Source organism: Ligilactobacillus sp. LYQ135 (assembly GCF_053711055.1).
Genome location: NZ_JBSJYT010000011.1, coordinates 17753 through 31225 on the forward strand (window position 1 = coordinate 17753; position 13473 = coordinate 31225).

Consider the following 13473-nt stretch of genomic DNA (forward strand, 5'->3'; position numbering starts at 1 on the left):
ATGCTAAAGTTATTGCAAAACATTATCATTTTTAGCTTTTATAAAAAAGAACTAGCATTGCTAGTTCTTTTGAATTTATTTTCTTCTACTTAGATGATGCACTTTTTTCCTACTTAATCCTCTTGGAGATTTACTCAAAGTAGTATTTACCTTTGGGCGTCTTGTTGCATTTTTTTGTGCTGTAGATGCTGGATCAACAGATGTTGGGCGTGATTGAGTGTCACTAAAATGCATTGTTTGACGTCTGTATTTGTTTCTTGTTTGAGATGTACGTGAGTTTGCAACAGTATTTGATGAGTTGTTTGAGTAACTGTTTCTACCTAATGGTCGTTGCATTTCTATTGTTTGACTACCATCATCATCAGTAGTTACTTGAACAGAAGTTGTTCCCATCTTATCTGGTAGATATTGTGTATCAACGACATCATTAATACGTTGTTGAACATCAAATCCGTAGAGTTCTTTAGTAGTTGTCCCCAATCGCTTAGCTTGCTTCTGCATATCTTGGAAGGTTTGTACCACATTTTGTGCAGTTTGCGCATTTGGATTCTTTTTGTAAACTGAAACCGCGCCACGCGCATTTTCTACTAACTCATTAGTTTTGTTCCGTAATTGACTGACAGAAATTGGTCTACCTTGTGCAGTTTGAGCAACATCACTAATTAGTTTTTGCTTACGTAAATCAAGTTCATTTTGTTGTTTATTGAGCTCTTGTTTACGTTCTTCATAATGTTGATCTGTTCCTAATTCGCCATTTTCATGTTGACGAGCCAATTCCTTGTACTTCTTATCCAACGCATTCTTTTGTCGTAGATATTCGTCACCAGTAACTTCACCATTTCGATGTTTTTGTGCTAATTCTTGACTATCTTGATCCAATCGTCCCTTCAATCGTTCATATTCTTTATCATTCAATGAACCATCTGCTTTAGCTTTTTCAAGATCATTCATAACACTATCTAAATCATCTTGCTCACTGTTGAGTTGTTTTGCTTGTTGAGCTTGAATTGGCGTTAAGTTTGGATTATTAGGATCGAACTTGCCATTTTCATCAAGTGAAGCTGTGCCATTAACTTTATCCATTAATGCACGTTTACGAGCATTTAATACGTTTTGAGCATTATTATGAGCTTCTTGTTTAGCATCATGTTCAGCTTGGCGTTTTTCTAATTCAGCTTTACGTTTTTCATATTCATCATCAGAAATTTCGCCAGCTTTATGAGCACGTTCTAACTCTTCTTTTTCAGCATCTAATTGTTTTTGTGCTTCATCCAACTCTTGTTGTTCTTGATCTAATTGTTCTTGTTGATCATTAATTTCTTGAGCCTCTTGACGCTCTTCTTCAGTTAAACGTGGATCATCTGCATTTAATTTACCGTTCTCATCAAACTCGCCATTTTCATTAATTGGTTTGAATTGATCATCTTCATTAGGTAAATCTTTAGCAATTTTATCAAAGTTAGACTTCAAGTTCTTAGGCGTTGCCTTGCTCAAAGCATTCTCTAAACGTTCATTGACACCTTGTTGATGTAATGCACGTTTAATATTATCATGCTTACCTAAGCCGCCATCAAGTTTATCAAACTTATCTTTGCCATATGATCCAGTCATAGCTTGAGCTGCTAATCCTGCTCTTGCAGCTCGACCAATTGCACCATTGGTGAATTTATTGGCCAATCTACCAACAGTAGTATCACCTTTAGATAGATGTTCTAATGCATCATTAGTAAATTGTCTATGTTTTTCTCTGCGTTGAGCATCACCTTTCATAAGATTGCGAACTTTAGAACCTGTTCCACCACTTGCTTGATTTTCAAATTTTTCACCGACTGATTTTGCCCAAAGCCAGGGAATACACATTAATTGAATTAACGAATCTCTGAATTTAGCATTCTTCAAAAACATAAGCACACCAGCTATACCGATCAACATAGTGATCCAGTTAGAAATTCCTAGCATTTCTGTACCTGAAGCAGTCGGAACACCACCTGCTGCACTCGTCAATCCTTGCGTTAATGGCGTAAATACAGTGGTTAAAATTACATTTAATATATTCATTAATAAACGTGGGAAAATACTCATGGTCATTAATGTTCCAGCAACTCCTGTCGCATATACTATTGATGCATAAGTATACTCTAAAGATCCTACTGTAATGATTTTAAACCAGGCTCTTAATGGCAATAAGTTCATTTCCAGAATACCGATTGACCAAATAGCTACAATCATTGCCAAACCAATAAGCAATGCTACAGTAGTATTACTAATCATTGCTGGAATGGTAAATACTGGTGTACCTACCATACTTACTTCACTCCAGACTGGTGATTGATATGCAAATTGAGCAATTGATCCATAAGCTCCTTGTGCTGGAGTTGCAATAGAGAATGTTCCACCCTTTTCGCTAAATTGTGTGCATAAGATTAAATACATGGATGCATCACTAAAACGATCATTACTTCCACCAGCACCAGCAAATACCTGTTCCTTACTTGGCCCTGCTTCATAGTAATCTTTGATGTTACCTGTTGCTTTAGCACCATAGATGTATCTGTCAATCCATGTTTGCTCTTGATTTTGTAAAGCTTTAAAATCTTTTGTACCAGGTTTTCCTGTATAATAATCATCTTTAGCTTGAGACATAGGGGATTTATCATTTGCCCAACCATCCATCTTTGTACCTGTGCTTGTATATCCCTCATCAAAAGTATATAGAGCCTTATAATTATCTTTTGAAAAATTAGCAACTCTAGTATTAATACTGTTAATTTTACCAGGTTCTTGGATACTTGCTAAATAATCTTGAGCGTTAAATGTTTTACCACTTAAATATCTCATAGCAATCGCTGTATTAGGAAATGCACCATTATTAACACCACTGTCTTTGTATAACTTTTGTCCAATCGCATAAGCCTTACTGTTTTGTGCATAAGGATTATACGAAGTGTTTAAATAAGTACCATCGGCATTGCTACCGCTAATTTGATTTATTCCCCCAACAGTCATATCAAAATTTTCTTTTTCAGCCCAGGTTTGCTGATCAATTAAGTAGTTAGCAAAAATTGGTTTGCTACTAGGTTTGGCCATATCTGCTGGAATAAAATCACTAATTAGTAACCCACAAAACATCATAGTTAATGGCATTGCAGCTGCACCAATAAATCTAGTTACCAAATTTTTCATAGCCGATTTATCAACATCATTACCTTTACGTAAAGCGTAGATTAGCAATACCAATAAAAACATTGTTAAAACTCCAAATGCTAATGCTACTATTTGTTCAACTGTACCTTTACTAATACCTAAAGCGCTTGATAATTTATCAGCTGCATTTGTTTGTCCAAAAATTCCTGCTATAAATGAGTAAAAGTTAAATTGAGTTACTACCAAAACAAATGCTGCCCACATTAAATCCAATAAATCTTGGATGACCCCAAAAATTAATAGTATTGAACCATTAATAACATGTGATACTTTTTCTCCAATTCCAAAAATCCCTTGATTAGTGGTGCTGATATAACCATATCCACTTAAAGTGGACATAATTCCACAGAATTTTTTAGCACTATTACGATTTTTAGATCCTGCACCATTAACGATGTCATCGTAACTGAAAGTACCTTGATTACCTCCAGAACCCAATGCTCCAGAAATAGCATCCTTAAAGCTCTTATCTTTTTTAGGAGTATACCCATTTCGATTATCTAGCAAAAAGTATTGATAAACCGTTGATAAATTATAGTTATCATCAGCTTTAGCTTTTCCAATATTGCTAAATAATCCAAAGCTAATCATTATTAAAGACAAAACAACTAGCACTTTACTTTTGACAATATTTGTCAATCTTTGTGCAATCGTTTTTCGTTGACTTGTAACTTCCAATTGAAAAATCAGTCCTTTCTTTTCATATTTACTATTTCATTTTACTATTTTTTAAAATGAATTACATCATAGATATTGAAATTTATTTACTTTTTGTTTTTATGTATTATAATGTAATACGTAGAAATATTTAAATCATATTCAATTTATGATAAATTATAAAAGTATATTACATAGAAGGAAGTTTTTTAGATGAAAAAAGTTAAAAAGATTGTAATTCCTATGTTAATGATATTATGCATTCCGCTCTTTTTAGCTGGATGCAACTTAGGAACAAAAGCACCTGCTAAAAGTGAAGGTCAAGTCTGGTATCTTATTGATGATGGTTATATTGATAATATTGTAGTTTTTCATGGTAATACAGTAACCGACTATTATGGAGTAGATGCTGATTACACCGCAAAATTGATTGGAAAAAATGAAAAAGAAATTAAAAAAATTGCCAAAAAATATGATATTGAATCAACAACCTATGATATTGATTACAACGTTTATGTCGACAATGACAACAAAGGCGTAGAAGAAGCTATTATGGAATCTGATTCTAATGACTGTTTTACAGCTTTAAAAGATGCAGGTACGACAGTAAAAGTTAATGGGAAAGTCCTTACAGGTTTCAAAACTGTAGAAACCCCATCTGGTTCTGAACCAACGTTACATTCAGATGAATACCTTGTAACAGATAGCAAAAAAGTAGATTTTGATAATGGCAAAGACAGTAAAGATGTCAAAACATTTAATGCTTCAGATCTAAATACAGTTAGTGATGACTAACAAAGATATTTTTAAATAATAATGAAAGAAGAAATATTGTGAAAAAACGAAACTTAAATACATATATGCCGATCTTAGTAATATTATTGGCAGCTACGGTATTTATACTGAATGGTAGAAATCCGCTTATAAATTATCGTAATTCAGATTTAGTTTTCCATATTAATCGAATGATTGGATTAGATAATGTGTTGACGCATCCAATTAATTTTAAAACGTTTAATCAAATTGGATATGGAATAAATTATTTTTATCCCTGGTTAACTTTATATCCAGTTGTAATATTAATGAAACTATTCCATTCCGTAACATTTGGATATGTAGCATTTTTATATTGCTTAAATGTTGTTACTGGTTTAATTGCGTATTACGCTGGAAAGCAAATTTATACACATAGATCGGAATTGAAGTCAACGGTTTTTGCGGTGCTATATATGTTTTTGAATTATCGTATATTAAATGTTTATCGCCGTTTTGATATTGGAGAATTAATCGCAATGGCTTTTGTTCCATTGGTAATTTCAGCTTTATATAGCATTTTAATTAAAAATGAAAAACATGGTATTCAATTAGCAATTGGAATGACTTTAATTTTATATTCACATTTATTAACTGCAATATTGATGTTAGTTGTATGTATAATTATGACAATTGCATGTGTAACTCGGATAGTAGATGTAAAGAAAAGTGTTGTTGAAGTATTAAAAGCGGCTTTCCTTTCAATGATGTTAAGTTTAGGTTTTATTTTACCATATTTACAACAAGCTAGATTGGGTATAGCTTCGCCTTTCTTAGGTAATTTAGAAAATTCTGCTTTTCCTGTATCAGAGTTGATTAATAATTCTCTGAATAATACTTTGGGGAATTCTCAAATCACAGTTGCTAATTTAGGGTTGATTTGTATAGTATTTTTATTCATTGGTTTAGTCAATCTAAATAAGACTAAAGATCAACAACTATTCTTTATTTTGGGGTTGATTTTTGCGATTTTAACTACAAAATTATTCCCATGGAGATTGATTAATGATTCGGTTGCGTTATTACAATTTCCTTGGCGTTTTATGACCTTTGCAGGAGTGTTTTTATTACTATATGGAGTATCGATAACATTAGATGCAAAACGATATAAATTTATCGCGCCTTTCTTAGTGGTGTTAGCGATCGGACTGCAATTGTCTAGTGTAGTAGCGTTAAAATCAACTGCTAAAAGTGAGAACTTTATTTCTGAAAATAAGATCGGTCAATTATTGAATTGGAATAATTTAGACTATTTTCCTAAAGAATCAGAAAAAATGGCTAATACAATTTCTAACCATGAATTTTATGCAAATAATAAAAAAATTAACATTAAATATAAAGTAAATGACGATAAAATGACAATTACTGTTCCTAAACAAGCTGATGGTAAAGATTTAAATATTCCGGTTGTGTATTATGCTGGTACAAAAGTTTTCAATTCTTCAAATCAAGAATTAAAAGTTTATCGCTCAAATCGAGGGACATTGGAATTAAAAAATGTAAATTCAGGGGAAATTACAATAACAAGCGAATATTCAACACTTGCACGCATAGGACAAATAATTTCATTGATTACATTGTTAGGAATTGTAGGATATGAAGCATTTAGAAAAAAATAGATAATTAAAAGACATCACGTAAAACGTGGTGTCTTTTAATTATAGTTAGTTTAGTAAATAGATGTGCTAAATTTATTAATCTTTGATACTTTGAAACTTATTCTATTTTATAACAAATAAAGAGTTGAGAATCATCCCAACTCTTTATTTCTAGCATATCACTAGATGAATTTACAATACTAATTATACATGTTTGGCCATGTTTTGCAACTTAATTTCTTTTTTATTATCTCCAAGCATTACTAAAATCTTTGTCTCTAAATAAACTTGCTAGTCCACTAATTTGTTTTAATCTTAATAATTCATCTGCATCCATTCCTATATTCTTCATAATCCATTTGTCAGACATACCAGCTTCTTTTAACTCTGCTACGATATTAACCATTAAATCAACATCATGAGTTCCACGCGCACGATTATGACGAATTGTGGATGCAATTCGATTTTCAATTGGTTTATCTATAATTGAACATGGTAACATCCCATCTTCGCGCTCATAGATGTCTTTATGTTTTAACATAGTAGTATACCTATGATAACCGTCAACAATTTCATATTTATCTTCATTTGGTAATTTATATACAACTATCGGCATAGTATACCCATCAGATTTAATAGATTCATAAAGTAATTTCATTTCTGGCGGCGCAACATGATTGGGATTATAACTGTTTGCCTGAATCTTTTCAATTGGAATCGCCTTTACATTATATACTGGACTACAGAAGTTTCTTGTATTTTTCAATCGCTTTTTTCCTCTTTTCTCTTTGTGCTTTTGTAGCACTAAATCCCATATATTTAGCTGTATGATCATTTTTCATAATTGTAATGCACATTCTTTTGTAACTAGGAACTAGCCTAAAATTTTTAATTGGTGCATCATCTGGATATTCAGCAAAAGTGACAGGTTTCTTATCTGTTTTGTAATTAGTTTTATTTCCAACTTTTAATGGTATACCAGCATCTTTTAATTCTTGAATAGTTTCGTTATCCAGCACTCCGCCTTTGGAACGCCAAAACTCAATTGACGTTTTAAAAATGCGCTCATAATTCTTCCGTGTTTCCTTAGGTAAAGTTGATAATAAAAATTTCAGATAACTTTTCCAAGTGTACCCTCTAGGCAATCTAATGTTTTTCCATCCCATAGCTGTTGTTCCGCCATAAATACTAGCAAAATTCACTCCATTAACTCTCCCAAGCATTTTACCCCAAGTGTCAGGTTCAATTACTTGATAATATTTAAGATTATCGAGCCCTTGAGCTAAAAATGGACTAGCAATCCTCATTTTATCTAATGGAATGCCAGCCTGATAAAATATATCATACAAGTGATTATATCTATATCCGTATTTAGCATTACATATCCAAATGTCTTGAGCTTTCCAATCATAGATCGGATAACAATTAACTGTATTAATATCTTTCTTTATCATATAATTGTAATCTTTATATCCGTTGATTTTCCGTTGCGATTTGATAGCTCTATACCGATCTAATGACTCTTCTGCACGAATTGCAATTAATACTCCTGTTTTACCATTTTTTGAACTAAACCATTTTGTAAAATCTTCTTGAGCTTGATAGTCTCTTGTATGTGGTTCATATGTCCAAGAGACATTGTTTTCATTAATAACATAGTCAGCACTTGGCATATCTCGTACCCAAATGTCTTTTTTAGTTTCATCCCACGGTGTCCATACTCCATTAGCCATTGATGTGGCAGTTGGAACATCATTAGGCAAACAAATCCAATAACGCTTAATATCATTTAAACGTTCAAATTCACTCTTAACGTAATCAATAGTTAATTCATATTGTGCTTCATAATCTAAAAAATACATTGCTAGTTTATTTAATTGATTATGTTTTTTTGCATAATCATAAGCTAAATTTAGCAATAGACCACTATCTTTACCACCAGAAAAAGCGACCAAAACGTTATCAAATTCCTTGAATATATTTTTTAAACGTTCCTGAGATGCTTCTAATACATTCTCTTTTAAGTAAATTTTAGACAAGTTTATCAACTTCCTTCATACTTACATTCTTGAACATATTTAATAAACTAATTTTATTATCAATGCATTTATCCATCATTTTTTCTAATCCAACATCTCCTGTAAGATGATAATAACGAACATCTTTAGATTGTCCGATGCGATAAATCCTTCTCTTGGCTTGTTCTAATTGTGCATAATCCCATGTTTTATCCCAAAAGATAATATTTTTATATTTTTGAAGATTAAGACCAAGTGAACCCTTACCATATGTAATTACCAAGCATTGTGGAAATCTTTTAGTTAATTCTTTTTGAGTTTCAACATATTTGCAAAAAATAATGGACGGTTGATTTAAATTACTGATCAATTGTTTTCCCACATTAATCTTGTTTATATCCATTGAGTATGTCATTTGCATTCTAGTAGTATGTGCCAAAAATTCAACATCATTATCAAAACTAGCCAATGCATTCAAAAAACATTCTTTAGCTTCAATATATTGATCTTTATTAGCTATAATATACTCTACTTTAATATCTTGTTCAGTAATTCCTAAATCTAACTTAGAATCAAAAACATATGGCTTAATTAATGAATACAAATAATCCATATTAGCATACGTTTTAATCTGTTCTTGTTTTCCCTTTGGGGTACGAAATACAACATATTCAACAAATGTTTCTTTAAATTGATTAAATCCCATTTTAAGTATTTTAGGACTTAAAAACTGCATTTGTGACCATAAATCAAGAATGTTTTTAGATAATGGCGTACCATTTAAAATCAAACGATAATAACAATGTTTGCCAATTTCTAAAATTCTTTGAGTTCGCTTAGCCTTTCTGTTTTTAATTTTTAAACTTTCATCCACTACTATAAAAGGTTTCTCATAATGAGAAACTATTTTTAATAAATCCAAATATAAACGATCTGAATTACTTAAACTTTCAATCCCTTCAATGCGATAATTATAGTTAAAATTCCACTTATTAAATTCCTTGCGTAAGTTATCCTTAGTTTGAAACGGAACTAGAAATAACACTAAATCTGTTTGAGATGATTTAATTAACTCAATTGCGGTTCTAGTTTTTCCAGTTCCTGGTTCCATAAATAAAGCACCAACCCTCAAATTTCCCAGCTTTTGGATTGCATTTATTTGGTTAACGTTTAAGTTCATTATCTATCACCGCTTTTTTAGGTTTAATTCGTTCTGGAATATGTTTCTCAATACGAACTTTTGGCTTTATTTTTTTATTAGGAGCGGTCGTTTTAGATAATAGTTCATATACTCTTTCGGATGATATTTTAAATTTATTTTTATCTCGTGCGCCACTTACTGCATTAAATGTGTACCCTTCTGGTAAGTAAATAATTTTAGAATATTCATTCTTATCATAAATAAGGTTATTACTTATCCAAAACTTTTGTCCATTAGTGCTAGGCAACGTAATTAAACTGGCCTTACCTGTATCATATTTAATTTGATTATTCATAATGTAAGCTTTCATAATCACTCTTCTACTTCCAATAATTTAATTATTGTTACTTAATCCACCCAATGACCCTCAAAAGCTCTAGGTGTAAAATAATATCCTTTGTGAGTACCATTATCGAAAACAACATTAACTTGATTCAATTTTTCATCATATCCATCAATTACACCTACTCCTTGAGTTTTAAACTTAACCTTTTTTCCAATCGATTCCTTAGCAATCCGAGCATTATTTTTATGTTCCTCAGCTTTTTCTATTTCAAGTCTTTCAACAGCAGTTTTTTCATGACTGATAATGTTATGGCTTTTATCAATCTCAATTATCGTACCTGCCGTTAATTTTCCTAAGTCATTATCCAAAATGTATTTACCATTTTCTTTAAAAGCCCAACCACTTTCATGAGCTTTATCATTGAACACCTTAATATATTTCTTTCCATTAAATTCCATTGTTGATTCCTCCAATATTCTATAATTTTTTAAATTCAATTAAATCTTATGTTGTTACTTCGTTTCAATTAATTTTCTCTTGGATCAGAGATGCCTGTGGCTTGTTCCATACCATACGTAGTAACAACCAATGTTTTTCCAAATTTTCGATAACTACCTTTTGGCCACTTATTTGGCGATTGCTTGATTGAAGTCCTAACATAAGCTGCATTTAAACCCCATATTTTAGCAGCCTCTTGTGAGGTCATTATATTTTTATCATCTAAATTAATATTTTTCATGGCTTAATCCCCAATATATTTAATATAGTAAATAAAATAGTAAAACCTAAGCAAATTATTGTTATAATTTTCAATTTACGACTACTCATTGATATATCCTCCTATATAAGTTAGTATAGGAAAAGAAGGGCTTAATCTTTCAATTTCGCCCTTTCTTGTCCTAGCACTAAGGTTTAATTCCTAGCCAACTTAGCAAACTTATAATCATGGCAATGATTGAAACGATGGTTTGTATTAAGTCTAAAGAATTAATTTTAGTGCTTTTTTTGTGCTTAGGTTTGTATCTCATCTACTCACCTCCTTAGCACATTATTAATCATAACTCTTTATCGTGTTAAAGTCAAGTACATTTAATAAAAAAGTTATTATTTTACTGTTACAAACAATGGAATGATTTAATCTTTTATATAATTTTTACAAAAAAATAAAAGCGTAAACCATATTACGCTTTTTATAAATATTATCAAAATAACTTATGTGTAAACTACGCGATAAAAGTTGAGCGATAAAAATCCTGCATATTAACATTTATCAATGCAAGGAGTGGTTTGATTTTATCATCCATAAAACTACTAATCATATTATCATCACTATATTTAGTTTCATTTAGTAATGGTGCTAATTTGATAAATTCATTTAAGTTATCAATAAATGAAAACAAATCATTTTCTTTACAAAATTTCATAACATATTTTTCAGTTACTATACTATCCTTTGACGTAATCTCTTTGAGAACATCTTTAAATATATTAATATCTTCGTTGGTTACATCTTCTCCCAACTCAGTTATCAGTTCCTTATTTTTAGTGGAAATTATTTGATTTAATTGTGCTTTTAATTGTTTATTTAATTCGTCTGATACTTCTTTTACTATTTTATTTTGGTATTTTTCACTAAAACTCATCAAAAACAATTCTTTTAAGATATTATTAGTTAGTTTAAATTCTCCAATTAAAAAAACAACTGTTCCATAAGCAACTATTAAAGCTAATAAGCAAATAGATATTGAAATCAGTACCATTGATATTATATTCATTTTATTGTCCCTTCTCCGTCCTTAAAGAGTTTTTTAATAAATTACGTAAGTCAGTGTTATTGGAATTAAAAAACTGCCATATTAGTTTATCCATAACTCCATATATTACTGAAACTATAATTAAACTGATACTTAAACAGTAGTAGTATGCTCCATTTAACTTTTGACCCAAAAGCAATATGCTAAATGTTAATGCACTTAAAGTCCAACCTAAAAATTTAATAAGTTTAACACATTTTATTATTTTAGTATGATTATCTTCTATAAATTTAATCTGTGAACTTACTTTAGAAATTTCTTCATAGGTACTCAATTTTAAAAAGAATTGAAAACATAAAATTACTGCTGAATTAATTAGCGGTAATATTTGTAAAATAACTGACTTTTTCCCTAATAAAAGTGCAAAACATATAATATTAATAACAAAAATAATAATATCTAATATCATCAATCCTTTTCCACTCTTAGCTTTGCTTTTAAAGGCTTCCACCACAGGTGGATTCTCTATAGTATTTATATACTCAATAACATTCTTTTGAAACTTTAATTCATTAGGCTTCATGAAAAATCTCCCAATGCCTTATTTGATATAATTCTTTAACTAAATAATATCATAATAACCTTTAATTTCAACTTTGTAAACATACAAAACATTGTAGAATCAATGTTTTATGCAAATTTTCCTTTCACAAAAAATAAAAGCGCCTATTAAATTGCGCTTTTAACAATCATTAATTTGACAGTGCCTATTATTGTACTTTTTATAGAGAAAAGTCAATTTTTTAATCAGAAAAATCTAAACCCAAAGTTTTAATAGCATTAACGTGTTTTAGTGCCCAATGAGTTCGATGAAATTCCAAATCATAAATATCTAACGTATTACTAAAATGTAACATTTTTTCAGCTGGAATATTACCTAAAATATCGTATTCTATACTTACATATTTACTATTCTGCTCGATATTCCTTAACCTACCATAATAAAACAATTGATTATTTTCTTGATTATTTTTACTAGGAATGTATTCATCTCCAAAGATCATTGGAATATTGATAATATCATTCGATATATAACCCTCATCTGTATAAATCATCTTCAATAACCGCTCATCTGTATATTCATTTGTCCTAAATGATCTATCCCATTCCATTTCTGCTTTTCCACTTTTGCTAAAATCTTTACCACTTTGAATAAATAAACCATAATAATCTGAGTTTATATCATTATCTGTATTCTCTTCTTTAGATAAATAATCTAAAGATAAATAATCTAACGTTGATTTTGAAATATTAACATTTGAGATTGAAAAGTCTGATGGAATAGATATTTTTTCATAGTTATTGTCCAAAAGCGTTTTACTTAAATTAATTTTAGAAAAAGGTAATAATAAATTTTCAGGATTATACCTCTTAGCATCCAACACCTTAGCATTTAATTCCTCTAAAAAGTTAATAATAATTACTGCTGAATCAAGTGTTAAACTAGCTAAGCTCTCATTCATTTCTGAAGGTAAAATTTTATGAAGGCTTGCATGTGCATCACTATTATTATTACGTATATAACCAATAGTATTAACTATGTTAGTAAATGATCCAATCAAATTTGTTATATTCTCATCTAACTCATCAGAAAGTTTATCTTTATACAATTCCTTTAATGATTTAAATTGCCTATTAATATTTCCATCTGCTTTTTTAGCATCTTCTTCGCGTCCATTTTCTTTTAAGGTATCTATAAAAAATTGTTCTAACATAGTGCGTGATTTAGTTATTACGTTAAGATAATCTTTCTTTTCATAACTAGATTTTGCATTTGTATGCAAATTTTTGACCTTATCGTTATTAGTTTTAAGTTTTACCAACAGTAAACTCTCCCTTAAAAAATTTAAAATAACTACTACTAATTTACTTAATATACTTT

General features: G+C 30.1%; 12 protein-coding genes. 2 read left to right on the forward strand and 10 right to left on the reverse strand.

The window, feature by feature from the left end; all coding sequences use genetic code 11:
• Window positions 1-75 precede the first annotated feature (75 nt).
• Entirely contained in the window at window positions 76-3882 is a 3807-nt protein-coding gene (locus tag ACWCL1_RS08115) for a hypothetical protein (protein ID WP_454546411.1), read from the reverse strand.
• A gap of 192 nt (window positions 3883-4074) precedes the next feature.
• Between ACWCL1_RS08115 and ACWCL1_RS08120 the strand changes: the two genes are divergently transcribed.
• Both ACWCL1_RS08120 and ACWCL1_RS08125 read left to right on the forward strand, forming a co-directional pair.
• The gene (locus ACWCL1_RS08120) at window positions 4075-4656 is read left to right on the forward strand and encodes a hypothetical protein (protein ID WP_454546412.1); all 582 of its coding nucleotides are present in this window, start codon (window positions 4075-4077) and stop codon (window positions 4654-4656) included.
• 38 nt (window positions 4657-4694) lie between these two features.
• Window positions 4695-6293, forward strand: a complete 1599-nt coding sequence (locus ACWCL1_RS08125; RefSeq protein ID WP_454546413.1) for a hypothetical protein — start codon at window positions 4695-4697, stop codon at window positions 6291-6293.
• 226 nt (window positions 6294-6519) lie between these two features.
• Here ACWCL1_RS08125 and ACWCL1_RS08130 read toward each other — a convergent pair whose 3' ends face one another.
• The 9 genes from ACWCL1_RS08130 to ACWCL1_RS08170 all read right to left on the reverse strand — a co-directional run bounded on the left by ACWCL1_RS08130 (window position 6520) and on the right by ACWCL1_RS08170 (window position 13414).
• The gene (locus tag ACWCL1_RS08130; RefSeq protein WP_454546414.1) at window positions 6520-7038 is read right to left on the reverse strand and encodes an IbrB-like domain-containing protein; all 519 of its coding nucleotides are present in this window, start codon (window positions 7036-7038) and stop codon (window positions 6520-6522) included.
• Window positions 7013-8311 (reverse strand): DUF3440 domain-containing protein, encoded by a 1299-nt coding sequence (locus ACWCL1_RS08135; RefSeq protein ID WP_454546415.1) that lies wholly within the window; start codon window positions 8309-8311, stop codon window positions 7013-7015. The genes ACWCL1_RS08130 and ACWCL1_RS08135 overlap by 26 nt, the downstream gene beginning before the upstream one ends.
• The gene (locus ACWCL1_RS08140; RefSeq protein ID WP_454546416.1) at window positions 8304-9470 is read right to left on the reverse strand and encodes an SNF2-related protein; all 1167 of its coding nucleotides are present in this window, start codon (window positions 9468-9470) and stop codon (window positions 8304-8306) included. The genes ACWCL1_RS08135 and ACWCL1_RS08140 overlap by 8 nt, the downstream gene beginning before the upstream one ends.
• The gene (locus ACWCL1_RS08145) at window positions 9454-9801 is read right to left on the reverse strand and encodes a hypothetical protein (RefSeq protein WP_454546417.1); all 348 of its coding nucleotides are present in this window, start codon (window positions 9799-9801) and stop codon (window positions 9454-9456) included. The genes ACWCL1_RS08140 and ACWCL1_RS08145 overlap by 17 nt, the downstream gene beginning before the upstream one ends.
• A 38-nt stretch (window positions 9802-9839) precedes the next feature.
• A complete protein-coding gene (locus ACWCL1_RS08150) occupies window positions 9840-10235 on the reverse strand; it encodes a hypothetical protein (RefSeq protein WP_454546418.1) in 396 nt (131 codons plus the stop codon).
• 68 nt (window positions 10236-10303) lie between these two features.
• Entirely contained in the window at window positions 10304-10516 is a 213-nt protein-coding gene (locus tag ACWCL1_RS08155; RefSeq protein WP_454546419.1) for a helix-turn-helix domain-containing protein, read from the reverse strand.
• 484 nt (window positions 10517-11000) lie between these two features.
• Entirely contained in the window at window positions 11001-11552 is a 552-nt protein-coding gene (locus tag ACWCL1_RS08160) for a hypothetical protein (RefSeq protein WP_454546420.1), read from the reverse strand.
• 1 nt (window position 11553) lies between these two features.
• Entirely contained in the window at window positions 11554-12114 is a 561-nt protein-coding gene (locus ACWCL1_RS08165; RefSeq protein WP_454546421.1) for a hypothetical protein, read from the reverse strand.
• 220 nt (window positions 12115-12334) lie between these two features.
• Window positions 12335-13414, reverse strand: coding sequence for an abortive infection family protein (locus tag ACWCL1_RS08170; protein ID WP_454546422.1), 1080 nt, complete (start codon window positions 13412-13414; stop codon window positions 12335-12337).
• Window positions 13415-13473 lie beyond the last annotated feature (59 nt).